This window comes from Microcoleus sp. w1-18aA5 (assembly GCF_036701705.1).
In the GTDB taxonomy this organism is placed as follows: domain Bacteria; phylum Cyanobacteriota; class Cyanobacteriia; order Cyanobacteriales; family Microcoleaceae; genus Microcoleus.
Genome location: NZ_JAUPTE010000089.1, coordinates 1 through 26,049, shown reverse-complemented (window position 1 = coordinate 26,049; position 26,049 = coordinate 1). Strand labels below are relative to the sequence as shown.

Annotated in this window: 17 protein-coding genes and 1 CRISPR repeat array; of the genes, 4 read left to right on the top strand and 13 right to left on the bottom strand. The window is 47.0% G+C overall.

The window, feature by feature from the left end; genetic code table 11:
* Positions 1–134 precede the first annotated feature (134 nt).
* On the top strand, positions 135–1,007 hold the full coding sequence (blaOXA, locus tag Q5691_RS23710; RefSeq protein WP_333310245.1) for a class D beta-lactamase: 873 nt from the start codon (positions 135–137) through the stop codon (positions 1,005–1,007).
* Positions 1,008–1,272: 265 nt separating this feature from the next.
* Here the strand turns inward: blaOXA and Q5691_RS23705 are convergent, their stop codons facing one another.
* Positions 1,273–1,818, bottom strand: a complete 546-nt coding sequence (locus Q5691_RS23705) for a phosphatase domain-containing putative toxin (protein ID WP_333310247.1) — start codon at positions 1,816–1,818, stop codon at positions 1,273–1,275.
* Positions 1,819–1,875: 57 nt separating this feature from the next.
* On the opposite strand from Q5691_RS23705, the gene Q5691_RS23700 reads away from it, so the two are divergent.
* The gene (locus Q5691_RS23700; protein ID WP_333310249.1) at positions 1,876–2,514 is read left to right on the top strand and encodes a pentapeptide repeat-containing protein; all 639 of its coding nucleotides are present in this window, start codon (positions 1,876–1,878) and stop codon (positions 2,512–2,514) included.
* A gap of 77 nt (positions 2,515–2,591) precedes the next feature.
* Here the strand turns inward: Q5691_RS23700 and cruG are convergent, their stop codons facing one another.
* From cruG to Q5691_RS23665, 7 genes are all read right to left on the bottom strand, one after another.
* Complete coding sequence (gene cruG, locus Q5691_RS23695) at positions 2,592–3,794, bottom strand: 2'-O-glycosyltransferase CruG (RefSeq protein ID WP_333347428.1); 1,203 nt, start codon at positions 3,792–3,794, stop codon at positions 2,592–2,594.
* Positions 3,795–4,026: 232 nt separating this feature from the next.
* Positions 4,027–4,968, bottom strand: a complete 942-nt coding sequence (gene cruF / locus Q5691_RS23690; RefSeq protein ID WP_333310253.1) for a gamma-carotene 1'-hydroxylase CruF — start codon at positions 4,966–4,968, stop codon at positions 4,027–4,029.
* A gap of 55 nt (positions 4,969–5,023) precedes the next feature.
* Positions 5,024–5,203 (bottom strand): hypothetical protein, encoded by a 180-nt coding sequence (locus Q5691_RS23685; RefSeq protein WP_333310255.1) that lies wholly within the window; start codon positions 5,201–5,203, stop codon positions 5,024–5,026.
* A 13-nt stretch (positions 5,204–5,216) separates the two neighbouring features.
* Positions 5,217–7,832, bottom strand: a complete 2,616-nt coding sequence (locus Q5691_RS23680; protein ID WP_333347425.1) for a CHAT domain-containing protein — start codon at positions 7,830–7,832, stop codon at positions 5,217–5,219.
* Positions 7,833–7,953: 121 nt separating this feature from the next.
* Positions 7,954–10,875, bottom strand: coding sequence for an S-layer family protein (locus Q5691_RS23675; RefSeq protein WP_333347422.1), 2,922 nt, complete (start codon positions 10,873–10,875; stop codon positions 7,954–7,956).
* Between the two features lie 65 nt (positions 10,876–10,940).
* Positions 10,941–13,832, bottom strand: a complete 2,892-nt coding sequence (locus Q5691_RS23670; protein ID WP_333347419.1) for a two-partner secretion domain-containing protein — start codon at positions 13,830–13,832, stop codon at positions 10,941–10,943.
* Between the two features lie 65 nt (positions 13,833–13,897).
* Positions 13,898–16,804 carry a two-partner secretion domain-containing protein gene (locus tag Q5691_RS23665; protein ID WP_333347417.1) on the bottom strand — a complete coding sequence of 969 codons (2,907 nt, stop codon included), beginning with the start codon at positions 16,802–16,804 and terminating at the stop codon, positions 13,898–13,900.
* Between the two features lie 366 nt (positions 16,805–17,170).
* On the opposite strand from Q5691_RS23665, the gene Q5691_RS23660 reads away from it, so the two are divergent.
* Both Q5691_RS23660 and Q5691_RS23655 read left to right on the top strand, forming a co-directional pair.
* On the top strand, positions 17,171–17,743 hold the full coding sequence (locus Q5691_RS23660; RefSeq protein ID WP_333211516.1) for a hypothetical protein: 573 nt from the start codon (positions 17,171–17,173) through the stop codon (positions 17,741–17,743).
* A 97-nt stretch (positions 17,744–17,840) separates the two neighbouring features.
* Positions 17,841–18,731, top strand: a complete 891-nt coding sequence (locus Q5691_RS23655; RefSeq protein ID WP_445305845.1) for an ATP-dependent Clp protease proteolytic subunit — start codon at positions 17,841–17,843, stop codon at positions 18,729–18,731.
* A gap of 6 nt (positions 18,732–18,737) precedes the next feature.
* On the opposite strand, the gene Q5691_RS23650 is transcribed toward Q5691_RS23655, so the two are convergent.
* The 5 genes from Q5691_RS23650 to Q5691_RS23630 form a co-directional block, all read right to left on the bottom strand.
* Positions 18,738–18,932 carry a hypothetical protein gene (locus Q5691_RS23650; protein WP_333347431.1) on the bottom strand — a complete coding sequence of 65 codons (195 nt, stop codon included), beginning with the start codon at positions 18,930–18,932 and terminating at the stop codon, positions 18,738–18,740.
* 57 nt (positions 18,933–18,989) lie between these two features.
* Positions 18,990–21,050: a ShlB/FhaC/HecB family hemolysin secretion/activation protein gene (locus Q5691_RS23645; protein WP_333347414.1), complete on the bottom strand. Its 2,061-nt coding sequence runs from the start codon at positions 21,048–21,050 to the stop codon at positions 18,990–18,992.
* Between the two features lie 630 nt (positions 21,051–21,680).
* A complete protein-coding gene (locus Q5691_RS23640) occupies positions 21,681–22,688 on the bottom strand; it encodes a protochlorophyllide reductase (RefSeq protein WP_333038163.1) in 1,008 nt (335 codons plus the stop codon).
* A gap of 392 nt (positions 22,689–23,080) precedes the next feature.
* Positions 23,081–24,199 (bottom strand): alkene reductase, encoded by a 1,119-nt coding sequence (locus Q5691_RS23635; protein WP_333310275.1) that lies wholly within the window; start codon positions 24,197–24,199, stop codon positions 23,081–23,083.
* Between the two features lie 124 nt (positions 24,200–24,323).
* On the bottom strand, positions 24,324–24,470 hold the full coding sequence (locus tag Q5691_RS23630; RefSeq protein ID WP_445304780.1) for a transposase: 147 nt from the start codon (positions 24,468–24,470) through the stop codon (positions 24,324–24,326).
* Positions 24,471–24,590: 120 nt separating this feature from the next.
* A CRISPR array of direct repeats spans positions 24,591–25,958; the repeat unit is 37 nt; unit sequence GTTTCAATCCCTGATAGGGTTTTAGGTTGTTTTCGGC.
* Positions 25,959–26,049: the final 91 nt, after the last annotated feature.

Genomic DNA, 26,049 nt, shown 5'->3' with positions numbered 1-26,049 from the left:
TTTTGAGCAACAGCTTGCCTTCTGCTAAAAGGCTGCTACTTTTAGCTGCACTGATTTTTTAGTCTAAACTACAGTTACAAGTCGATCGCGCCTGTGATGTTACTGCCTGTGATTTGGTTAAATTATCGAAGTTTATGAACAGAATATCTCGTGCGATCGCTGTTGTTTTAATTGTATTAGGCTGCATTATTTCTGTTTTAGTTCAGCCACCGCAATCAGCCTTAACCGTGTCACCTCCAGTGCAAGAATCTCCGCCTCACGGAGGAGATGTTGCTCAGACAATGAATTTTGGACGGCACTTTCAAGAACTAGGGGTTGAAGGCTCGATCGCGATTTACGATTTGAATAGCGATCGGCTTTATCAACACAACCCGCAGCGTAACGCCACAGCTTTTTTACCTGCATCTACATTTAAGATTCTCAACTCTCTAATTTCCTTAGAAACAGGGGTGATTTCAGATGAGATTGCCGTTCTAACTTGGGATGGAATTCAAAGGCAAATTCCCGCCTGGAATCGAGACTTGAATATGAGACAAGCCATGAAACTTTCCGCCGTTTGGTTTTACCAAGTTCTCGCCCGCCGAGTCGGACACGAGCAAATGCAAAAATGGGTAGCTAAAGTCGGTTATGGCAACCAAAAAATCGGTAACAAAGACGATATTGACAAATTCTGGTTAGAGGGACAACTGCGAATCACACCCAACGAGCAAATTCAATTTCTCCGCCGTCTCTACAAAAATGACTTACCCTTTTCTGAGCGCTCGCTGTCTCTGGTTAAAGACATCATAATTGTTGAACAAACTCCCGATTACACAATTAGAGCCAAAACAGGCTGGGCAAATTTTGGAGAACAAACAAAGCCTCAAATTGGCTGGTATGTAGGTTATTTAGAAAAGGATAAAGATGTTTACTTTTTTGCTACAAACATTGACATCCGCAACAATAATGACGCCTCTGCAAGAATCGAGTTAACGCGCCGTTGCTTCAAAGATCTGGCGCTGCTGTAAGTGCGTTATTTGTTTTCTAATATTCGCAAAAATGCCAGCGGATAGGCTAACGGTGACAGCCAAAACAGCCATTTATTCGATGCCTGAGTTCGATCGTAGGACGCCGAGTCTTTTAAATCTTTTAGAGCTTACGCAATTGGCCCATATAGCAATCCTTGCAGGTGTCGTAAACTTTTTACCCCACCCCAACCCTCCCCTTACTAAGGGGAGGGAGTAAGAAATTCACAAATGATTTAGGATTGCTATATATATAGTTGCTATCGTGCTATATTTCATTTCTTCCAGCAAGGCGACAATCATCTAAGAGAGCATTAAGTTCTTCAACGACTAGCCAGGGGTTTCGACCTTTCAAACAAGCTGCGATCGCTGCTTCATAGGGATTTCTGCCAGTTTTTTTTACTGCTGCGATCGCCTGTTTGTTAGATAATCCCCGCCCGCTGACCAACCAAGCAGCCAAAACCTGTCCTGTACGTCCGATCCCCCCAGAACAGTGAACTATCACCCGTTCGCCTTGACTATTTGCAGATTGCAAAAATGGCAATATGCGATCGATTAAAATATCGCGATCGACCAATTCAAAGTCTGCAATCGGTGCCCAGCAAACTCGATCGCACCCAAAGATGTTCCTATATGTTCCCAGTAAGTCAGTGTAGCGGATGAGTTGGGTCTGAGCAAGCAAGCAGCAAACTTGCTTGATATTATGCCCCTGCATAAATTCAATCCACCCAGCAACTTCTGTATCGCGGTATCCTGGTCTGGCTGCACCAAACACAATTAATTCATTCTCTGAAGCCGCAGCGAATTTGTGCATACTGTTTTCAAACTTTTTACCTATAATTAAGAAAGACGCACAAATCCTGAATCTACAGTGAAAAACAACAGCTCGATCGCCTTAATGAACTGGCTGCAACCCAAGCCAGAAACCGTTTTGCTATGCGACTCAAGTGCAGCAGCTTCTGAGATGGCATTCATGCTTAACGGTGAGTGGGATGGGTGCAATAGTTTGGTCCTCCCTAAATCCGACAAGGTAGCAATTGAAGCAGCCGCTAGTTTGCTAGAGACATCGTGGTGCTACCAAAATACTTGCGAACCGGTTTTAATTCGGCTGGAAGTTGACGAATTGATGCGCCGTTATGCGATTGGAGACAGGTTTTTTATTAATGCTAACTTGCGATGCGCGCAATTGAGCGAAGTTTGCTTGGAAAACATTGATTTGAGTTATGCTAAATTGAATTTAGCTAACTTCAGTGGCACTAATTTAAGCAAAGCCAACTTAATGGCTACACAGATGCAATCCGCAAACTTGAGTGGCAGCAATTTGAGTAAATCGCAACTTGTGAGGGCGAATTTATCAGGAGCAAATTTATCGGATGCTAATCTCAGAGGTGCTGATTTGAGTTATGCAGATTTAAGCAATGTTTGCTTAACAGGTGCTGACTTAAGAGGTGCAAATTTAGCGAGAACAGACTTAAAAAAAACAAGCTTAGAGGGGGCGATTTTTGAGTAAAATTAGGGCGACATCAGGACGGGCAGGATGCCCATCCCACAAAATAAGCGACTTATTTTTGCCCCACGTTCCCATGATTATTCATACTTTCGGCCGCGCCACTGAGTAGGCTGATTTAAAGCAGAAATTAGAATACGCAAAAACGCCAACGGATCGGCAAAAGGTGACAGCCAAAACAGCCATTTTCCCGATGCCCCAGTTGTATCGTAAGAAGGTGCGATCGCAAAACACAAAGCCGATCGCACTGCAACCAAAAATACATTCAATCCCAACAGCCAAAAGTGCGGAAATGCACCAACCGGCGGCAGCGAACCAAACAGCAAATAGCACAACACAATCGGCACCGGCAAACCTTGAACCGCTAGCAACAACCACAAATCGCCCCAGATTTGACCGCCCGAAGCAGCATCTTTCAAATCCAGCGATCGACCCCATTCATTCCAAGTCTCGATCGCCCCCTCATACATCCGCACCTTCAACACCTTAGCCCCATCCAAAAAGCCCACCTTAAAGCCCTTAGCAGCCGCATAGCGAGCCAGAGTCACATCATCGCAAAAAGAACCCCTCGCGACTTCATAGCCCCCTAATGCCACCAAAACCTCGCGCTTACACAAGAAACACTGACCGTTCGCCATCACCCGTTCCGGCACATCCCCGCCAGTCCCCGTTGGCCCGAACCGATAAACCAAAGTCATTAACAAAGCAGGTTGCAGCCACAACTCCCCCGGATACTTGAGGATAAACTGCGGCGACAGCGAAATCAAATCGTAATTTCCAGCCGTCGCCGTCTTCAGCAAACTCGCAATCAAGCCGGGATGCGGCACAGTATCCGCATCTATCCCCAAAATCCACTCGCACTTCTCGGAACTTGCCAAAAAACCCGCATTCAGCGCCCACGGACGCCCTACCCAACCCGCCGGCAGCGGATCGTCGTTAATCAAGCGAAACCGGGGGTCTTTTTGTGCTGCTGCTTTGACTAAATCTCCGGTTCCGTCTACCGAATAGCTGTCAACCACGATCGCTTCTCGGAGCTCGTAACTTTGGCGGCTTAATCCTTCCAAACAAGGCGAAATTCGATCGGCTTCGTTCAAAGTCGGTACTACCGCCGTACAAGAACCTAAAAAATCCAGCGTCGGCGAATCGGGTTCCAGGGGCGGGATGCGCGATGGGCCTTTAATCAGACGCGACATCAGAAGGGCTGCGGCGGGCAATTGTAGCAGCAAGAGTGCGACAGGGATGATACTTGTCAGCGGTTGGGAGAACAGGTGAGGGGCGATCATGGGATTTTAGATTTTAGATTTTAGATTTTAGATTTTCAATTGAAGAATTGGGAATTACGGTTGGTGTCAATTTAAAAATTTAATAAAATTTTTGCCTCAAACATATTACAGGAATTGGGAATGAAAAAATCGCCATTGAAAAACCCGGTTTCTTGTAGAAACCGGGTTTTTAAACTAGCTCAAAATTTAGTGTAAATTTTTGCTAAATCAGCCGGGGTTGCTCACTAGCAACTTACTTACGCAAAACGCCCACGGGCTGAGGTGGAATTTCAGCCGTGATAACAGATGTATCCAAAGACGGCATTGTTTCGGTTACGTCACCTGTTGCGGGTTTAGCGATCCAGCTTAACGCGATCGCCGGAACTACACCCAGAAGCACCGCTAGCGATGTCGGGAACCAGAACCGAGAATCCAAGGAAACTACAGTGATAATTGCTCCGAAAGCAAAGTTTACCAAATAAACAATTAAGGGCAAACCCAATTCCGATCGCTCTAATTTAATCGATGTTTTTCTCCACAAGAAAGCTGCTACAGACATAAATAGCGCCCCCGTACCCATCCAGCCAGCCAAATTGCGGTAAGGCATCCCAAAGAAAGCCCCAAGTTCCTCAAACTCCCAAAAAGGCACAGAAGTTTGACTCATCGCCGGATCTAGTACAAAATCCCAAGCTGTTAGCAGCAAAGCACCAAGGGCGATCGCCCCTATTTGGCGCACCCAGTTGAGATCACCTTTACCACCAGCTACTCCAGCGCGAGCAATTATGTATGAAACCAGTCCCAGATAAAACCACGAGAGGGGAATGGTAAACGGAACCAGCCCTGCAATTTTGTAGCCCAAACCGCTCAAATAATGGTAGTGGCCGAAGGGAAAACCCGTACTCGTTCCCAGCAACTCGCTACTCAAGGACAAAAACACAGAAGGCACTAAAAAAGCCAGAGTTGCACCCCAACCCAACGTCCGCAAGGCATAGAGAGCAACCGCTGCAGCACCAAAGATGATATAAACTACTCCACCCCCAGCCATCCCCCACTGGAATAGCGTTTGCCCTGCTGGTGGCAAACTCATCACCAATTCGGGACGGGGTAAAATCAGCAGCAACCCTGCCAATCCAAAAGCCATTGACAAGACGTGGGCAATTAAGCAAAAGCGCTCAGCAATCAAAAGTTGCTTCATGGGACTCCTCGAAAAAATATTAGATGCAAAAAGCACTCTTAACAGTTTACAAACTTTAACAAAAAACCAACTGCATTTGAGTCAGTTGTCTGTTGACTGTTGACTGTTGACTGTTGACTGTTGTCTGCCAGCCCAATGCCCCGTGCCCGATGCCCAATGCCCAATGCCCCATGCCCAATGCCCAATGCCCCATGCCCAATGCCCGATGCCCGATGCCCGATGCCCAATTCCCCATTTCCGATCTTAAATTATTGCCAATTGCCCACAAGCACGAAAGGTGCCCAGAAATACGGATTCTGATACTCTGGGTTTTGCAACAGAGTTAATTGAGCGTTGCGGAGGGCTTCAGCTTTGCTGGTTTTAGCAGAAGCCAGTTGCTTGTAAAACTCAGTCATAAAGATAGCTGTAGATTCGTCGTTGACTTGCCAAAGGGTGGCGGCGGTGCTGCGCGCACCCGATCGAATTGCGGCCCCCGCCAAACCCAAAGCCGCGCGGTTATCGCCCGAAGCAGTTTCGCAAGCACTCAAAACCAAAAGTTCGATCGGCTGTTGTCTCTCCCCAGTGCGGGCTCGCAGCAGTCGATCGAACTCCTTAACATTCACTTTCTGATCCCAAGTCACAATAAAAGTATCCGCTGCATTCGAGCTAAACTGACCGTGAGTTGCCAAATGGACGATCGGGTAAGACAAAGATTTAATTCGATCGTGCAACCGCCCGCTGACAAAATCTTCATTCAGCAGCGAACTCGCCGGCATCTCGGCTGCAATTTGCTGAACTTCCTCCTTCACCCCCGGCAAAGCCGAGAAGCCTTGACGCGCTTCGGAGAGAGCAGCGGTGAGCACTTTTAACTTGACTTTGTTCAGCGGTTTCGGTGCTAGCAGTTGCAATCCCGGCGCCAAAGCAATACTGTATTTTTCTACCAAAAACTTTTCACCGTCGTGGAGCACCGCCATCGGCAGATTTCGCAAATAACCGTCGAGCACAAATACCAGGGTTTTAATCCCAGCAGCGGTCAAATCCGCCTCTGCGGGGCGGATTAACCAGTCATAAACCTGTTCAACGGGTAGCCTCCTGTCGCGGGGGAAAGAAGCAGGCCTGATGGTATTTTTGGCTTGTCTGAAGGCAGTTTCCAGGTCAGCTTGAGACTTCTTCGTAGCGTAGCGGCGCAGGGGTTTGCCGGGAATGGACAAAATTACCTCCAAACGATCGCTCAAAATAATTGGATAAATCACCGCCGCTGTCGGATCAATTTCCTCGATAGACTTTGGTTTAGCATCAGCGCAAGCATCCCGAAAAAAGTTGTCCAATTCCGCCAGTTGCAAAGATTCCACCGTTTGGCGCGCTAGTTTCAATTTAGCTTGACTGGGAGATTCCTCTTGCAAAAGCATCCCGACTAATTCCCGATAAACCGGTTCGGCACTTTCCCGAAACGAAAATTGCACTTCGGGATTGACTGTTACCAAATCGCCCCGCAAAGAAGACAGTACATTCACAGCTTGAGTATATTGAACGATCGCCCCTTCTGTATTTCCCTGAGCTTTCCGAATCCGTCCAAGTTGCCAAAACAATTGGTAAGCAATATCGGGAGATTGAAACGCCGGTGCTAAACTCAAAGCCTCAGTTGTGAGATTTTCCGCTTTCTGATACTGCTGTTGGATTTCCGATAGTTTGCCTTTTGCTGCCAGAATATAAGCTTGTATGCGTTTATCGCCCAAACTGTTTGCTCCTTCGACAGAGCGATCAAGCATTGTGTCAATCTCGCTTAAACTCAAAGTTTTCGCAGGCGACTGAGCTAATTTGATCAAGCTTTGAGCTAGATTAATTTGAGCGTAAAGTCCGGCGCGGTTCGAGCCAAATTGATCTGTTTGAGGTTCGAGAGAACGCCACAAATCTTCTGCTTCAGACCAATCTTGGCGATCGACCAACAAACTCAATTGGTTTAACTTTGCTTGAATTTGTAGAGGCGATCGATTCGGGATCGCCTGGATCGATCGAGCATAATACTCTAGGGCAAAGCGTTCCCAATCACCCCGCTGTTCTGGTGTCAAACCCGGTTTATTGCTTTTAGCCCGTACCGTATTGCCCAGATTGAGATAAATTGCAGCCTCCTCTGGCCGGGAACCTAATTTTTGGGCTGCTTCGAGTCCCGCCGAAAGCACATCCTGCGATCGTTCCAGTTGTCCCAAAACCCGCAATACCCGCCCTAAAGCATGAATTGCCCGGACTTGTTCGAGAGAAACAGGCTGATTTTTCAAAGTTTCCAAACCCGCTGCCGAAACTTCGCAAGTTTGGTTTTCCAACTTAAAAGAAGCTAACAGCATTTTGCAAGCTCTGGGGTAAAGTCCGAGAATTTCCCAAGCCCGACTTTGATTAATTTGAACTTGAAAAAGTTGGTTTTTTCTATCAATTTGCTCGAAAATTTTAGCAGCTTGCGTCCAAACCTCGATCGCATCTTGAGTCTGGCCCCGTTCGAGTTGCAACTGTCCTTGAATGTTGAGAGTTTCAGCCAAAATCCGCTGCTGTTCGGGAGTGTTGGCTTGTGTTCGCACAGCCGACAAACTCGAATTTACAGCTTTTTCTGCTTCTTCCCAAAGCCCCAACTGCCCGTAGGTTGCAGCTAAATTACTCAAAGCTGTGGCGCGATCGAGATTTTCGCCTTTTGCCTCAAACTGGGTCGCCGCTTGCTGCAATAGCGGTACAGCTTCCGAAAAACGTTCCTCTTGGTACAGAGTTCGAGCTTGTCGGACAAGCTGCACCGCTGGTGGTGGATTAATCTGAGCAACTCCGGGAGGAATCGCAACGGATAGCAGACAGGAAATCACAAATAACAGAATTACTTGCCGGAGCGATCGGGAAAACTTCATATTTAGAAAATAAAATTACAACCGGAGACACACATACTAATTAACCCAAATAGATATTATTCTTTATCTGCGTTAATCCGCGTTAATCCGCCTACATCGGCGGTCAAAAAAAAACCTAATTTCAACGCGGCGCACAACCAGAATTCTGCCGAGGATTGCGAGAGTCAGCAGCATTACCCGGATTATATCCAACAAGCGTAACTTCTCCTTTCGCATTCACCACCCAACCTTGCGCCGGAACAACTTCCCGATCGGGGATTGCCCCTTCTTCCTTCTTCTTCCCTCGATCGGTTACATCGGTTAAATCCTCTACATTGCTCGTTGCATTTCTTCCTGCCTCTTCCACCCAAGGAAACGGCGCTGGAGCGGTGCTGAGAGCATCATTAGGACTCGGTGGCACTCCTCCTTTACCAGTGACGGTAAATGCGCTCTCGGCCTCTTGCGTGCAGGGATTTGCTGCAATTAAAGCAGCCGAATCGACCACATTTTGTGGCAGTTCCACTAAACCTTGAGCCGGATTCACTCCAGAAGAACTAAATGTTACAGTACCTTGCAAAGCCGGGCCGCTACTTTGGGAAATCGCGGCGATGTCGCTGGTAGGAATTAGAGAAGTCGGACTTACTTGCAACGCTGCAAATTGATCATCAGTCAGTCCTAAACTACTCCTGGCTTGGTCGCGGTTAAGGCTTGTAAAACCAAAGATATTTGGTACATTGACCGTAACTTGTCCGCCCCTAGCTGTGCGAGCATTAGCTGTAATATCACTATTCTCTCGGGGTAAAGCTACCAAAATATCGCTATTAATTCTGATATTACCGCCCTCAGAAATACCTGCATCCGTGGTGATTCTACTGCCGCGTCGCAACTGAATGTCTTGCGCTTGCAGGTTAATATTTGCCCCTGTTCCAGAGACAGTCGTGCCATCAATTATGCTTTTATTATCCAGGGAAATTGAGTTAGCTACAACGTTAATATTGCCAGCTCTACCTGTTCCTAAAGATTGAACATTAACAACTGCACTATCCCGAAGAATCAATTGATTAGCATTCAAATTCAACGAGCCTGCATTTCCGCTAGCAGTGGGATTTACAGCATTAAACGCCCTACCAACCGAGGCCTCAATTCCACTCCTCAACCCACTGTTACTCCCAATACCTTGCACTTGTAAGCGATCGGCATTAATTGTAATATCTCCTGCATCTGCTATACCCAAAGAAGCCGCAGAAATAACCCCGCCATTCTGCACAGTTAGTTTAGGTGTTGACAGGCGGATATCTCCACCTCTACCAGAACTTGCAGTTTGAGTAACAAAAGAACTTGCTACATAGCCCGCATTCTCCAAAAATCTTGACTCGCCGCTCACTTCTATAGACTCGGAGGCTCTCACAGTTAAATTTCCTCCCGTCCCCCCAGTTGTAGAAAACACGACTTCGCCAAAAATAGCACCTGTCGTTAAACTAATTGTGGCTCCATTAGAAACACTCAGCCGCTTAGTGTCGATGCTAATATCCCCACCTGTTCCATTCCCATCAAAAGTATTCGTGCCGAGCCGAGTTTGCCCTAGACCTACAGGAAGACTACCCGATAATTCCACAGATTCACTCGCTTTAATCGCGATATTCCCCGATGCTCCATCACTAAGGCTGAAGCTGGCAAACGCACCGCCATCGCGCAGAATTAACCGTTGGGCTTCAACAGTGATGTTTCCGCCTTGACCAGTGCTTTCGTTGGTTGTTCCGTTATAGAGCGTTGAACTGACGAGTTCGACCGTGTTGGCGCGGATAGCCAGATTTCCGCCATCCCCAGCACCAAAGGTGGGGGCACCGCCCACTACCCCATTGCTCATCAACAGCCGTCCGGCTTCAATGTTAATATCTCCGGCTGCTCCACTGCCAAGAGCGCTAGTAAACAGAACGATTTGCGAAATAAAGGGGTTGCCTGTTCCAGATGTCTGAAAATTTTCTGTAAGCTGCTGATAGCCCTCAATTCCCAACCCGATCATTTCTACTGAGCCAGTAGCGCGGATGTTGATATCGCTTCCCCTCCCCTCTCCCAGTGTGGAGGCAAAAATTTGCGACCCCCCCTCAACTCGTAAGTTTTGGGAATTGATGTCAATGCCTCTACCATTTATATTTCCGAGTGTCAGTCCATAAATTCCTGAACCATTAAGATTAATATTTCCACCTCGAATATCGACTTTCCCACCTCCTAATCCGCTAGTATTTATAAATGCACCGTTCATTTCAATATTGCCGAAGTTCTGAATATTGCGATAGTTTAAATTCAGACCTAAAGCTGTTGGTTCAAATTGCACTAAACCTGGACTGTTGACACTACCGAGGAGAATTTGTCCGGTATAAGCTGTTAAATTTCCTCCTTGGAGTTGAATGTCACCGCCAATTAATGCTAAAGTTTGACCGGGGTCTACTGCTAAACCGAGTTTTTTAAACGCCGGAATTTCTATGGGGAGTGGCGGTAAGGCTGATGTAGGAGCCTTTGTTTGGGAAGAGTTGACAATTGTGCCGGGATTTTCTCTAAATCTTAAACCCACAGGAATATTAATCGCTAACAATGGCACTGCATTAGAATTAGCTGCACTAAATTCAAACCCATTATCAAAGATAATTCCGCTACCCGTTGAACCGACAAATGAACCACGCAAATCTAACCGAGCGTTGGGGCCAAAGACAATTCCTTTGGGATTAAGTAAAAATAAGTTGGCATTTCCTTGGACTCCCAAGACCCCTAAAATATTAGAAGGATTGCCCCCCGTAACGCGGGTAAAAATATTCGCAATTCCGTTAGGATTGGCAAAATATGCTCCTCTGCCTTCACCCACGTTAAATTGTTGTAAACTGTGAAATAAATTGGCTCCGCGAGTTGCACCGCCTTCTATTCTGTCCGATGGTAAATTATTAATCCTGTCGGGAACTGTGCGCGAACTTTCTGCACCCAAGCTATTATCGGGGATGATTTGGGCGATCGCAGGGAAAGGACACAGCAGTAAAAATGCAAAAAATAGGGCGGAAGATTGGCGGGGCATCTTTTAAGTCTGGTTAATTTAGTATGAGGAAAATAGCGACGGGCTAGCTAAAACCTGAAGATTACCTATTGAGGTACGCAAACACCGGTCGGTTTCGGACTGCGAAGAGATGCACCACCACCAGAATTATAGGCTACCAGCGTTACTTTTCCTCGATCGTCGATTACCCAACCTTGAGCGGGAATAATTTCTGTTGGTCGAATTTCTGTGGATGTTCTTTGACCTTCTAGGTGCTGACTTCCACCTACCGCTGGTTCCACCCAATTAAACTGGCTAGAATTGCTGCTGAGAACATCATTAGGACTCGGCGGCACTCCTCCTTTCCCAGTAGCGGTAAATGCGCTATCGGCCCCTTGCGTGCAGGGATTTGCAGCAATTAACGCAGCCGGATTCACCACATTTTGCGGCAGTTCCACTAAACCTTGAGCAGGATTCACCCCAGAAGCACTAAATGTTACAGTACCTTGCAAAGCCGGGCCCCTACTTTGGGAAATCGCCGCAATATCGCTGGTAGGAATTAGAGAAGTCGGACTTACTTGCAACGCTGCAAATTCAGCATCTGTTAATCCCAAAGTCGCTCGCACCTGTTCGCGACTGACTGAGGTAAACCCAAAAACATTGGGGACATTAATATTAACCCGACCACCGGCAGCCGATCGCGCATTAGCAGTAATATCACTATTTTCGTTGGGGAGAGTCACCAGAATATCGCTTTTAATGTTGATGTTGCCACCCTCAGAAATACTTGCATCAGTTGTAATTCTGCTCCCTCGGCGCAACTGGATATCTCGTGCTTCGAGGTTAATATTTGCTCCGGGACCGGATGCCGTTCTTCCGTCAATGCTGCTTTGGTTGTCAAGGGAAATTGAATCTGCTTTCACGTTAATGTTACCAGCCCGTCCCGATCCCAAAGCTTGCAGATTGAGTGTTCCTTGATTGCGAAGAATCAATTCCCCGACATTTAGATTCAACGAACCTCCGTTAGCCGTAGCATTAGGATCTATAAGCTCAGAGGCAATCCCAACGGAAGTCTGAATTTGACTGTTAAATTCACCTTGACCCCCATTCCCAATAACTTCTACACGGCCCGCATTTATTGTGATGCTTCCCGCTTCTCCGCTGCCTAAAGATGCAGTGCTAATAACTCCCCCACCCCGGAGAGTCAGTACAGGTGTAGAAATGTTGATACTCCCTCCCCGATTAGCAGTATTGGCATCAGCGCAGATGAAACTGGGATTCCGACTGCCGTTCGCCAAAACTCCAGAAATACCCTCGACTGTTACTGACTCAGTGGCCCTAACTGTTAAATTACCTCCGGGCCCCCCAGTTGTATTCAACGGTTGGTTGCCCACAACTGCTCCGCTAGATAAACTAATTCCGCCTCCGTCAGAAATCCTCAACCGCTTCGTGTCGATATTAATGTCCCCAGCTTCCCCATTCACACCGCTGGCAGTTGAGCCAATTAAACTTGCTACGGGACTTCCAGTGGGAGTCCGCAGCACTTCTACTGATTCCGAAGCTTTAATGTTGATATTCCCCGCTCCTCCTTCACCGCGGGTGAGGCTGATCACACTAGCACCATCGCTTACGGTTAAACGTTTCCCCTCAAAGGTGATATTTCCTCCCCTACCGGTACTCCCCAAAAGTGGGCCGCTGTGGATTGCAGAAGCGAGCATATCTAAAACCCCGGCACGGATGGTAATATTTCCGGCGTTGCCAGCGCCTAACGTGGTGGTAGTCAATGCGCTTCCATTGTCCATCAGCAATCGTCCCGTGTCGATCGTGATGTTTCCGGCGGCTCCCATGCTATTAGTGCCAGTTATCAGCAGAAGTTGTGGGTCAAAAGGGTCGAAAGAGCCAGATAACGTATACTGACCACCAAACACTCTATAGTTATCTAATCCAATTCCGTTCATTTCTACTGAGTCGGTAGCGCGGATGTTGACAGCGCCTGCTGCACCACTTCCTGCTGTCAGAGTGAATAGTTGCGCCCCACCTTGGACTCGAAAATTTTGGGCGTTAATGTCGATGCCCCTGCCATCGATATTTCCCAAAGTCAGTGCATAAATTCGCCCACCGTTAAGGCTGACATTTCCACCTCGAATATCAACTTTGCCGCCACCGATTCCACTGGTGTTGATCACTGAGCCGTTGATTATTTCAATATTACCAAAGTTGGAAATCTTGTCATAGTTTAAATTTAATCCAAAAGGCGTTGACCCCAATCCAACCATCCCCGGACTAGCGACGCTACCCAGCAAAATTTGTCCGGTTGATGCAGTGAGTGTTCCCTGATTTAATTCAATATCTCCGCCTACTAGGGCGATAGTTTGTCCGGGAGCAACTGAAGCGCCCATGTGATTGAAAATGGGCGGGATTCCAGCGGGTAATTGGGGTAAATTCAAGGCTGGCGCTGCTGAATAGTTAATGATTTTACCCGGATTTTCTCGAAAATTTAAACCTATAGGTATATTGACATTTAACAGCGGTACTGATTCGGGATTGCGGCTGCTGAATTGATAGCCATTATTGAAAACTACGCTATCAGCAGAACTTGCTAAAAATGAACCACGCAAATCTAACCGCGCATTGGAGCCGAAGACAATTCCTTTGGGGTTAATTAAGAATAAATTGCCGTTTCCCAAAACTCCCAGAGTTCCTAAAATATTAGAAGGGTTGCCACCAGTAACGCGGGTGAAGATGTTGGTGATTCCGCTGGGATTGGCAAAATAGGCTCCCCGTCCTTCACGGATGTTAAATTCGCGCAAGCTGTGAAATAGGTTAACGCCACGAGTTGCACCGCCTTCTATTCTGTCGGATGGTAAGTTATTAATCGTATCGGGCACTGTGCGCGAACTTTCTGCACCCAAGCTATTATCGGGAATGATTTGGGCGATCGCCGGGACAGGAAACAGCAGTAAGAATGCAAAAAATAGGGCATAAGATTGGCACTGCATCTTTTAAATCGGGTTAATTTAATATTATAAAAATAGCGAGGGATTAGCTAAAACATGAAGAGTACCTATCGAGGTACGCAAACACCCGTCGATTTCGGACTGCGAATAGATGCACCACCACCTGAATTATAGGCTACCAGCGTTACTTGTCCTCGATCGTCCATTACCCAACCTTGAGCGGGCATAATTTCTGTTGGTCGAACTTCTATGGATGCTCTTTGACCTTCTATGTGCTGACTTCCACCTACCGCTGGTTCCACCCACGGCAACGGTTCTTCTGCGCTGCTGAGAACCTCGTGAGGGCTTGGTGGCAATCCCCCCCGCCCCGTCACAGTAAACTCGTTCTCGGCCCCTTGGATGCAGGGATTTGCAGCAATTAACGCAGCCGGATTGACCACATTTTGCGGCAGTTCCACTAAACCTTGAACGGGATTCACTCCAACAGAACTAAATGTTACCGCCCCTTGTAAAGCCGCGCCGCCACTTTGGGAAATCGCCGCAATATCGCTGCTGGGAATTAGAGAAGTAGGACTTACTTGCAACGCTGCAAATTCGGCGTCACTGATCCCCAACCTGTTTCTGACTTGTTCGCGACTCGCTGCTGTAAACCCAAAAACATTGGGGACATTGATATTGACGCGGCCGCCGCCTGCTGTGCGGGCGTTGGCTGTGATGTCGCTGTTTTCTTGCGGGAGGGCGACAAGAATGTCGCTGTTGATGTTGATATTGCCGCCGTCAGAAGTGCCTGCATCCGTGGTAATTCTGCTGTTGCGGCGCAATTGGATATCTCGCGCTTGCAGGTTAATATTTGCTCCAGTACCGGATACAGTCGTGCCGTCAATCATCGCTTTGTTATCAAGAGCGATCGAATTTGCGACAATATTGATATTACCAGCGCGTCCGGTTCCCGTAGCCTGCACCGTTACTGTAGCTCCATCTCTGACAATTAGTCGATCGCGCGCATTCAGATTCAACGCACCCGCATTTGCCGTAGCATTGGGATTAGTACCGAATGTCTTGCCCACCGAAGCATCAATTGTACTGACAAACAAACCGTTATTTCCGCTGCCGCTGACTGAAATGCGATCGGCATTAACAGTAATATTTCCCACATCTCCAGAGCCCAAAGAACTCGTAGAAACTATCCCCCCATCCCGCACAGTCAGGCTTGGCGTATCAATCCGAATATCCCCACCCCGACTAGAGCTCAAAGTTCCAGAAGTCAGCGCGCTAGCATTCTGAATTCCGCTAGTCAAAACTTGGGAAATACCTGAAATTTCTACGGATTCAGTAGCCCTAACTGTTAAATTTCCTGCCGGTCCCCCCTCCTGAGAAAACAAAAACCTGCCCACTAAAACACCCGTTCCTAAAGTAAAAGCAGAACCTCCAGAAAGAGTCAACCGCTTCGTATCAACGTTAATATTCCCCGCCCTTCCGTTAGAACCGATACTCAGCGTGCTGATTCCAGTTGACACAACTGTTCGCGGGCCGGTGTTAGACAATTCTATTGATTCAGCAGCTTTAATATTGATATTCCCCGACGGGCCGCTGCTGTAGCTTGTGGTACCTAGAAGAGAACCGTCGCGCATAATTAATCTGGCGACATCAACACTAATGCTTCCTCCCGCACCACTACTTTCTTTAGCTGTTCCGTTGTTAATTCCCGAACCCACCATCTCAAAAGTATTGGCGCGAATGATTAAATTTCCGCCATTTCCACCACCAAAAGTGATGCCGCTACCTACTACGCCATTGTTGAATAGCAGGCGGCCGGTGTCGATCGTAATATCGCCCCCCGAACCAGCGCCAGCACTAGCATTCAACAGCACAAATAGCGGGTCAAACGGGTCTGTAGTTCCCGATACCAAATATTTAATTGCAACCTGTTGATAGCCTTCAACTCCCAGCCCGCTCATTTCTACTGAATCAGCAGCCCGGAAGTTAATATGCCCTCCTGCACCATCTCCTAGAGTCAGGGTAGAAAATTGCGTTCCGTTTTCCACCCGCAACTTTTGAGCGCTGATATCGATACCTCTACCATCAATATTTCCCAGTGTCAGCGCATAAATTCGCGCACCGCTGAGGGCGACATTTCCACCTTTTAACTCTACTCTGCCACCACCAATTCCGCTGGTGTTGATAAGTGTTCCATCGGATATTTGAATATTGCCGAAATTTTGAATATTGTCATAATTTAAAGCTAAATTCTCCTGCTGAGCAACAGGAGGGGTTAGTGCAAAATTAACTAAACCCGGACTGGCGACGCTACCGAGTAAAATTTGTCCGCCGCTGGCAGTTAAATTGCCGCCTTGGAGTTGGATGTCGCCGCCAATCAGTGCTAAAGTTTGACCGGGTTCTACTGCTAAACCAACTCTATCGCTAATCGAAATTGGCACAGCAGAGGCTGGCAGGTTTACCTTTCCTATAGCCGTCGATTGATTGACAATTGCACCGTGATTGTCTCTAAATCTTAAACCAACGGGAATATTAACGGTTAACAGCGGGGATGTTTGCGGGTTGGTGCTGCTGAATTCAAAGCCGTTATTAAACACAATACTGTCAGCACTGGAACCGATAAACGAACCGCGCAAATCTAACCGCGCATTCGGCCCGAATATAATTCCTTTCGGATTAATTAAAAATAAGTTACCGTTGCCTAAAACTCCCAGAGTTCCTAAAATATTTGAGGAGTTTGGGCCCGTAACGCGGGTGAATATGTTGGTAATTCCCCTGGGATTGTCAAAATAAGCTCCCCGCCCTTCACGGATGTTAAATTCGCGCAAGCTGTGAAAGAGGTTAACGCCACGAGTGGCGCCGCCCGTGATTCTATCTGAGGGTATGTTATTGATAGTATCGGGAACTGTGCGCGAACTTTCCGGGCCCAGGGTATTATCGGGAATGATTTGGGCGAAGGTTGTCGAGGGAAATAGCAATAAGAAAACAAACAGTAGGCCGGAAGACAGGCGAGACATAGCTTAAATCCTGTTAGATAAATAATATCGTTTCCGGTTCCATCAGAATTATATATTTGGATTATATCAGTGCGATCGCCCCAGTGTTCGATCGGCTCTCTTTCACCCATCAATTTGACTTTTCACTACTATAATAAAGATAGCTTTTTTCAGTGCGACGGCTTAAGTAATTGAGTCGAATCGTGCGGCGAACTAAATCGAGGAAAGGAGATTCTGATGGGGAGCAAGAAGGGGTTGAGATACCTCATCGATAGGCGGTACTTTTAGACTCTATACAGTATTGTACCGCAACCGCGATACAATTATAAGTTGTGCCGTCGCGCCTGCAACAGAACGCGCTGAGCATTTTGAAGGTACAATTACTTTATGAGCGAAGAAGATATTTTTACTGACGCATTAGTAGATATTTTGTCCCTTAATCTCACGTCTGCTCACGTAGCAAGGAAAATGAGCTTGTTCTACGACTTGTCGATAGATGAGCGTGGAGCCGTTCAGATGGGCGTTGATATAGATACAGGGGAGCCGATTCGAGGCAAAGGAAAAGCTTTCGAGCAAGACATCTTAATTTATGAGAAAGTGAATGAGGCACGTACCTCTATTGTGCCCCGAATAGTCGTAGAGGTGAAGTACACTCATGTCACAACACACGATGTCATCGTTTATTCAGAGAAGGCCAATCGTATTCGCAGAATTTATCCGTATATGCGCTACGGCCTGTTGTTAGGTAAATTCAAAACTGTTCCGGGGCGAGTGTTGAGACTTGGGCAAGAGTTCGATTTTATCTGCACATTACAGCATCCGTTCGTTGATGTACAAATTCAGGATTTCCGGCAACTCTTGATGGATGAGTTTCAAGTCTCCATCTCACTAGGTAAGTTGTTGACTGGCAACATTAAGACCTCAATGGTTCATAGAAAGCTGTTGCTCAAGGGCAGCTAAGCGCATCTTATCAAAAGACAACGGCACAACAAGGCGCTGCACACCGACACCCGGAAGCGCCGTCGTTGGTGCCTCACTCTGGCGCTTCCGGGTGCGGGTGAGCTTGGGCGTTAGGCTGCATTATTCAAATGAATTAGCAGGCACAAGAGATTCCAAAAACTGCAAGAATACACAAAATAGTCAACTGTTATGGCTAAAAAATGACTGGGATGGACTCAACGTTGATAATTTCAAAAGGTTTTGCACTATGAGCAGCTTAATTAAGAAGAAGCATTTTAGATACTTTCTTTTATTTTCCTCTCCCATTTTTACGGGTATTGTTATTGTTTTCAATCCTGATAGAGCTATGGGTGATATTTTAAAGCGGGGTGAAATAAGTTTAGAACTAGCTCAGGCTCCAAATACCTCTACTACAAACAGAGCTATCTGTAATTCGGATAAGAAAACTATTGAGGGACTACTTAAGAAAAGGATTGTAATCATTAGTCAACCTATAAATGATGATTTGGCAAGGACGGTTGTAGCTCAATTGCTTTACCTAGATTCTCAAGCACCAGGAAAAGATATTTATCTATACATAAATTCGCCTGGGGGTTCAGTAGCATCGGGTATGGCTATATATGATACTATGCAATCCCTTCGCTCCGATGTTGTAACAGTCGGTATGGGTCTGTCGGCTTCTATGGGAAGTCTACTGTTGGCTGGAGGTACAAAGGGAAAACGTTTTGCCTTACATCACTCGCGAATTATGATTCATCAACCTTTTGTGGGTGTTCAGGGGCAGGGCAGAGATCTTAAAAATCAGGCAAAAGAAATTATCCATTTGAAAAGACAACTCAATCAGTTATTAGCAAATCTTACTGGTCAACCCTTGGAGCGAATCCTAGTCGATACCGCTCAGGATTTTTTTATGTCTGCCCAGGAAGCTAAGGCGTATGGGATTATTGATAAAGTAGTGGATAAACTACCTTTAAGCTGTCAAATATAGTCTCACTCAAATCAAATCCCCTAACACTTTCAATGTAGCTTTTTGAGCGTTTGTCAATTCCGTTGCCCCTCGAAGATTCATCCCTTCATACAGCCGATCGCCCATCAACGTCCTAATACAACATCCGGTTGCGACATCCCACAGCTTAATCGTGCGATCGAGGCCGCCACTTAATAAAATTTGACCGTCACCGCTAAAGATGAAAGTGTTGGGCGAAGCGAAGCGTAGGGTTCGATCGCGCTCAACCCAACCTACAATTTAAAACGCAAAATAATTAATCCGAAAGTATAGGCCTTTTTCCTGCAAAGTACGATCGCCCGATCGAGCATTGATCAAAGGAATACCATAGTCTAGACGCACATTCAACCGATCGCCCATCTGCCAAACTAGGCCTAAACCCGCACCCAGCAGTTTATCCGACTCAGGATTGGCCTTTTCCTCCGACTGGTTCCACCCTACCCCAAAATCGATAAACGGAGCCACTTGCAACAAACCTTGGACTGCGGGGACACGCCAAACCGGGATTCGCACTTCAGCAGAGGCGATTGCACCGCTATCGGTTAACAGCAAATCTTGGCGGTATCCGCGCACGCTTTGAACGCCACCGATCCCAATTTGTTCGAGGGAAAGCAGGGGGCGATCGGCTAATTGAATGTCAGAACGCACAATCAGCAAGGTTTCTGGGGCTAGCAGCCGCACGTATTGGGCTTGTCCGCGCCACGCCAGAAAGCGACTGTCAGGGCCGCTATCGTTTGCAGTAGCGCCGAACAGATTAGTGCCGAGGGAGAATTGCGATCGCGCCGCGAACACTTGGCTGGAACTCCGCTGCACGTATTCTTGAAAAAAGCGCACAGCCGAAACCCGGGTTTCGCCACGCTCATTTGCTCCCGCTGAAAGCGCAAACTCTTTTCCCGACAGGAATGTATCGCTTTCTTGCCGCGAAAAACTCAGTCCCAAAGCCAAAGTGCGATCGGGCTTTTCGACAATCGGCTGGCGGTAAGTTAACTCGTAAGTCCGCGATTTACCCTCGATTTGTGCACGATCGAACGGTTCCTCGATAATGTTGGTGCTAGCAGCGCTCGCAGCGAAGCCAATCGTGCCGTTGCGCGCGTTGACGGGGACGGTGTAGCTGCCGTTAAATTCATTGCTGCCGTCGGTGTTAGCATAAGATACCTCTAATCCGTCGCCCAAACCGAGCAAATTTGCTTGATTGATGCGAACACCGCGCCGAAAACTTCCGACGCTGGGCGATCGATTGTTGTCTGCGAACACTTCACCGCTAAAGCTGTCTGCTTCTTTTACCCGTACTTCTAAGCGGCTGTTTTCCGGGCGGCTTCCGGCTTGCAATTCGGCGGAAATATTGCCAATTAAGGGGTCGAGTTGCAGCAGTTGCAAGGCTTCCAGCAACCGAGATCTATTGAGGGGCCGTCTGGTAGCGCGTTCTAGGCGCGATCGCACGTAATTGGAATTTAAGCGCCTGTTTCCAGTAATCACAATTTCATCTAATCCGCCTTCTACAATCCGAATTTTCACCACACCTCCTTCTCTCGGAAAGGTTTGGTTGGCGAGAATTACAGCGCCGGAATTGATGTATCCTGCCGCTACATATTTTTGAGTGACGGCTGCTTCGGCTGCGATCAGTTCCGCAAAGGTGATTTCGCGCCCCGCAAACTGTTGCGTAACTTCTGCGAGTTCGCGATCGCTAAAAGCTGTGTTGCCCTCAAATTCAAAGCCAGCGACCTTAATTGTACCCAGAATCCCAGGTCTAATTTCGCTTTCAACGGGTGTTGGTCGGGTGGGTTGGAGGGGAGACGGCCCAGGCGGTTGTGGCGGCTCAGGAGCGGGTAATTCGGGTTCTCGCGGCAGAATTGGGTTGGGCAGTTGACTGAGTTGCGAGGGTCGATCGATACCCAATTCAATTTTTTGTCGGTCAATATTTTCTTCTAGCTTTTGATCTGAGTTAAAAAGCTCGGTTTCTTGAGTTTTTGTGCTGAATGTGCGATCGGCTGAATTTGCCGCTTCCGACTCTAAGTCGGCAGTTTCCGCAGGTGGGGATAAGGGTAAAGTTGTCGCCAAAGCCGATCGTTCTGATTCAGCGGGTAACTGCGTTTCCTCGTCTTTTACGGGCAAGTCTTCGCGTTTGTCAAAAGTGGTATCGGGAAGGAAAGCTCGATCGCCTCTGCTGCTAACTGCGGCCAAATCCTCAACATTTGAGGTCAAAATTTCAACTGTGCTAGCGGATGTTTTCGCTGGTTTTGCCAACAAAACTAACCCAAAAATACCAGCGAATAAAAATAGTTTTTGCGAGCGACAAGCCATAGAATCTAATTATCTCGAATAATTGGGTAAAATATTTTCCGCAATAGAGCACCCTCAAGTAAAAATCAATCTTAACAGCAAAAAAACGAAACAGCCGTCGCAGCTAACAGTTTCGGCGACGCTACAAACCAAAAGGTCGATCGACGGCTGTTGATTTCCCAAGACTTACGCTTCAACCGGGTTCTTATCCGAAAAAATATCGTGTAAGTCGATGGTAAACGGTAAAAAAAACCAAATTTTTTTTGTTGCAAAACCTACGCTTTCATGCTAACGCAGCGACCAGAACATTCCTGCACGCCAGGGTAAACCAGAAACCGGGTTGTGTCCGAAAAGACGCGCTACAACTGAGATATGGCACCCTTCTCAATAATCTTTTTATGAACAGGCAAGATGCCTGTTCCACAAGAGATAAATTTTCTTGTGGAACAGGCATCTTGCCTGTTCTTAAGAATAGTGCAAGATGTGAGTTACAGCCTGCAGAGCCACTAAAAAACCCGGTTTCTTTGATTTTGGTGCATCATACCAAATCCGACTTTAATACCCCCTTTATTGAGTCCGCGTCTACCCACATCCTGTGCGTAGACGCCGTTTCAACCGCCAAGCCTGATCAAGGGGATTTGTAACTTTGAATTATGCAGAGCGGCCCGCACTAGCCGCAGCACCCATTTGAGCTCCGTCAGTCAATCCCACCAACTTAGCGCTCAACTCCCACATCCGCTCGCCTTTTTCATCATCGCGGGCCTGGGGAGAAACCTTTTGCACAAAAGACTTACCATCTTTTTTCTGACGGTTCCCCCAACTCCAGTAAGCCCCAGATTGCTTGTATTCGGGATCAGCAACCACCATCGCCAGCCTTTCCCCCGCCAACTCCTGCGACACATAACCGCCGGTGATATTCTTCTGAAACAGCGGGAACAGCTTCTGAAACAAAGGATAGTGGTTGCGGAACAATGGCGTATCCGCCACGCATCCCGGATACAGCGAAGTGAAAGTAATCCCCGTGGATTCGTGAAAGCGGCGGTGCAATTCCCGCATCGTCAGCACATTGCAAACTTTGCTATCTTTGTAAGCCTTGACCGGTTCAAACTTCTTGCCATCAACCATCGAAATCGGGTCTTTGAAACCCGCTTCAAAACCCTCAAACTTGCCTAAATCCGGGCGCGGCGGAATCTTCCCACCCAACTCGTCTGGATTGTGAGTCACAGTTCCCAAAATCACGATTCTGGCATCGGAATAATAGGAAGGCTTCATATTTTCCATCATCAGGTTACACAGCAGGAAATGACCCAAGTGATTGGTAGTCATCGTCAATTCATAACCCTCCGGGCTCCGCAGCGGTTCCTTAATCAAAGGCATATAAATGGCGGCGTTGCACACCAAAGCGTCCAGAGGCCTGCCGCTGGCCTTAAATGCGCGAGCAAACCGGCGCACGCTCTCCAAATCGCCCAAGTCAATCTCCATGATGGAGAAACTGCCTTCAGGTATACCCAACTCTCGGGCGGCATCTCCGGCTTTCCGCACGTCCCGACAGGCCATGACTACGTGCCATCCCTTGTCTGCGAGAGCTTTCGCGCCGTACAAACCGACGCCGGAGGAAGCGCCGGTAATGATAACCGTGGATTTGTGATTTTGTGCCATCTTGTTAAAAGCGCTTCCGCTATTGATTTTTTTCAGGCACTCAAACGCTGAGCTAGCAGCTTGGATGTTTTGAAGTACCCTATGGTTATTAGGATATGAGGAAACGTTCTCGATCTCAACTGGGAGCCTCTCACTTTTGCCGACAAGCTAGAAATTGGAGGGCCGAGACTGCGAGGCAGGGGGCAGGAGGGCTGATACTGCGAGGCAGGAGGCAGAAGAAGTGTTTTTACAAATAATAAATACTCGCTTTCAACTGGCGATAAAAATCAAATATGACTCCAAATCCGACTCCTATTTTGAGAAATTAACCATACATCTTTTAGGGCGAGTTCACCATTATCTATGACGCACATACTCACTATTTATTGATAAACCCGCCCCAACCAATTTAACTAAGAAATAGCTTGAGGTTCATGATAGGTAGGGAAATCGATATAACCTTCAGGGCCAAAAGAATACCAGACGCCCATTTCAGCAGGCGGATTGAGTGGCCAACCATTAGTAAAACGCTCTACCAAGTCAGGATTGCTGATAAAATCCCGACCAAAAGCTACTAAATCGGCAAGTTTGCTGCTCAGGGCCGTTTCAGCCTGTTCTTGAGTATATCCGCAGTTGCCGACGAGCGGCCCTGCAAACACATCGCGAAACTCTGCTATCGTCATCGGCGTTCCCAATTCATGAAAGCCAAATGCTAGACCGTCCACCAAGTGAAGGTAAGCTAAATCATAGGCATTTAACTGCTCTGCGAAATACAGAAAATCTTCTCGATATTCTGGAGAACCCATATCATTAAAATTACCGTTGGGAGAAAGTCTAACTCCCACTCTGTTTGCCGGAAATACTGTGATAATCGCCTCGACAATTTCCTTAAGAAAACGGTAACGGTTTTCAACTGAGCCACCATAGGAATCAGTGCGGTGATTGGTTTGGGTTTGCAGGAATGTGTCAATGAGATAGCCGTTTGCCGCGTGAATTTCTACACCGTCAAAACCTGCCATTTTTGCTCGTTCTGCCGCCTTGCGATAATCTTCTACAACCAGGGAGATTTCATGGGTTTCTAGAGCGCGGGGAGTTTCGTAGGGTTCTTTGCCCACAGGGGTATGAAGACCTTCTCCGTTTATTTTGATGGCAGAGGCTGCAACTGGCAATTGATTGTTTTGATGAAAACTGCTGTGGGAAGCCCGCCCGCAGTGCCAAAGCTGCATGAAAATCGGCGTTTGGTGGGCATGAACCGCAGTCACAATTTGTTTCCAAGCTTCGCCTTGTTCGTCTGAATAAATACCGGGCGTATTGAGCCAACCATTAGCTTGAGTAGAAACCACGGTGGCTTCTGTAATGATTAAACCAGCGGAGGCTCGTTGAGTGTAATACTCTGTCATCAAGGCGTTGGGCATCCGCGCTTCACCGGCTCTGGCTCTCGTTAGAGGTGCCATGACTACTCGATTTTTTAAGGGTAAATCTCCGATTTTGAATGAACTTAGTAGGAGTGGAGAAGTTGTTTGAGTGGTCATAATTTTGAGGTTTTGTCAACTGAATAATCTGGTAAATCACATATAGCAACTGCCCGTGTTAGGACGCAAGGCGCAAGACATCCAAGGGTCGCCAAAATGCAAGCAATCAAACTCATCAAGCTGTTTACGAATTTGACTTTTTAGCCAAGACTCTTCTTTGTTGAATTTTGTTAAACTCTGGAGAGTATGGCGGTAAATATAATAGTTTACACCCTGCTGTTTGAATCAATTCCTGAATCCGACCCCTTTTATCAAATGTGAGATTATCCATGACCACTACCTATGCTGTGACAAGTGTTGGAAGTAAATTTGTTTCCGGCGAAGAAAGAGTCAGGAGTCAGGAGTCAGGAGAAGAATACCCTCTTTCCTCCTCTGCTGAATACTTCCGAAGGTTTCAATCCCTGATAGGGTTTTAGGTTGTTTTCGGCCCTTTTACTCAAGTATGTAATTTGCTCTCTCAACTGTTTCAATCCCTGATAGGGTTTTAGGTTGTTTTCGGCTCGCAGGTTCAACGAGAACCGCTTCATGCTGACGTTTCAATCCCTGATAGGGTTTTAAATTGTTTTCGGCTCGGTCAAAGAGCCTCGATAGCTCCCTGGAGGCGTGGTTTCAATCCCTGATAGGGTTTTAGGTTGTTTTCGGCCTGCATTCTTGAGGAAATTCCTCTACCCGATCGTACTCGTTTCAATCCCTGATAGGGTTTTAGGTTGTTTTCGGCGAGAGAGCTAGAAAGAATGGAAATACCGCCGAAGTTTCAATCCCTGATAGGGTTTTAGGTTGTTTTCGGCAGTAGCCGGAACATCAAAAGAAGTATTTGTGTCTGTTTCAATCCCTGATAGGGTTTTAGGTTGTTTTCGGCAAATGCCATCCCTGCTTTCATACCCCAATCCATAGCAAGTTTCAATCCCTGATAGGGTTTTAGGTTGTTTTCGGCTATCAACCACCGCAACATCCGGCTACTGTACGAAGTTTCAATCCCTGATAGGGTTTTAGGTTGTTTTCGGCATGTGTCAATTTTGCTTTCAAGTCTAATTAAATGTTTCAATCCCTGATAGGGTTTTAGGTTGTTTTCGGCTGCAATTGCTCAGTAATCCCATAAAGCCATTCAGGTTTCAATCCCTGATAGGGTTTTAGGTTGTTTTCGGCTTGACCTCGATCCGATGTCGAATGTGATCGCTAACGAGTTTCAATCCCTGATAGGGTTTTAGGTTGTTTTCGGCTTGGAAGGTAATTTTGAGACTGCATCTTTAATGGTTTCAATCCCTGATAGGGTTTTAGGTTGTTTTCGGCTTTTCTGCGAACTACCCATGCCCAAATTCATTCTTGTTTCAATCCCTGATAGGGTTTTAGGTTGTTTTCGGCTTCGGCCCGGATTTGTCCGGTTGATGTCCCGATCTCTCGTGTTTCAATCCCTGATAGGGTTTTAGGTTGTTTTCGGCCTGGACGCAAGCAGAGACAACTCACTCCGTAGCAACATCAGTTTCAATCCCTGATAGGGTTTTAGGTTTCAATCCCTGATAGGGTTTTAGGTTGTTTTCGGCGGTAGGAAACCCCACGATAATAGCTGAAGCTATGGTTTCAATCCCTGATAGGGTTTTAGGTTGTTTTCGGCAAATAATATTTACAACGTTGAATTTATGCAAAATTTAGTTTCAATCCCTGATAGGGTTTTAGGTTGTTTTCGGCCTCAGCATAGTTTCTGTAGAGTGATTCGATGTGGCAGTTTCAATCCCTGATAGGGTTTTAGGTTGTTTTCGGCCTGATATTATCGGTACAATAGACCTCTTGCGAAAGTCTCAGACGAGCGCTAGTTTGTCTTCAAAAAAAGTTCATAATTATAAATACCAGCG

What these genes read in the sequence shown, in the direction of transcription:
- blaOXA (WP_333310245.1), top strand. Translation starts at nt 135, where the DNA reads ATGAACAGAATATCTCGTGCGATCGCTGTTGTTTTAATTGTATTAGGC.
- Q5691_RS23705 (WP_333310247.1), bottom strand. Translation starts at nt 1,818, where the DNA reads ATGCACAAATTCGCTGCGGCTTCAGAGAATGAATTAATTGTGTTTGGT.
- cruG (WP_333347428.1), bottom strand. Translation starts at nt 3,794, where the DNA reads ATGATCGCCCCTCACCTGTTCTCCCAACCGCTGACAAGTATCATCCCT.
- cruF (WP_333310253.1), bottom strand. Translation starts at nt 4,968, where the DNA reads ATGAAGCAACTTTTGATTGCTGAGCGCTTTTGCTTAATTGCCCACGTC.
- Q5691_RS23685 (WP_333310255.1), bottom strand. Translation starts at nt 5,203, where the DNA reads ATGGGGAATTGGGCATCGGGCATCGGGCATCGGGCATTGGGCATGGGG.
- Q5691_RS23680 (WP_333347425.1), bottom strand. Translation starts at nt 7,832, where the DNA reads ATGAAGTTTTCCCGATCGCTCCGGCAAGTAATTCTGTTATTTGTGATT.
- Q5691_RS23675 (WP_333347422.1), bottom strand. Translation starts at nt 10,875, where the DNA reads ATGCCCCGCCAATCTTCCGCCCTATTTTTTGCATTTTTACTGCTGTGT.
- Q5691_RS23670 (WP_333347419.1), bottom strand. Translation starts at nt 13,832, where the DNA reads ATGCAGTGCCAATCTTATGCCCTATTTTTTGCATTCTTACTGCTGTTT.
- Q5691_RS23665 (WP_333347417.1), bottom strand. Translation starts at nt 16,804, where the DNA reads ATGTCTCGCCTGTCTTCCGGCCTACTGTTTGTTTTCTTATTGCTATTT.
- Q5691_RS23660 (WP_333211516.1), top strand. Translation starts at nt 17,171, where the DNA reads ATGAGCGAAGAAGATATTTTTACTGACGCATTAGTAGATATTTTGTCC.
- Q5691_RS23645 (WP_333347414.1), bottom strand. Translation starts at nt 21,050, where the DNA reads ATGGCTTGTCGCTCGCAAAAACTATTTTTATTCGCTGGTATTTTTGGG.
- Q5691_RS23640 (WP_333038163.1), bottom strand. Translation starts at nt 22,688, where the DNA reads ATGGCACAAAATCACAAATCCACGGTTATCATTACCGGCGCTTCCTCC.
- Q5691_RS23635 (WP_333310275.1), bottom strand. Translation starts at nt 24,199, where the DNA reads ATGACCACTCAAACAACTTCTCCACTCCTACTAAGTTCATTCAAAATC.
- Q5691_RS23630 (WP_445304780.1), bottom strand. Translation starts at nt 24,470, where the DNA reads ATGGATAATCTCACATTTGATAAAAGGGGTCGGATTCAGGAATTGATT.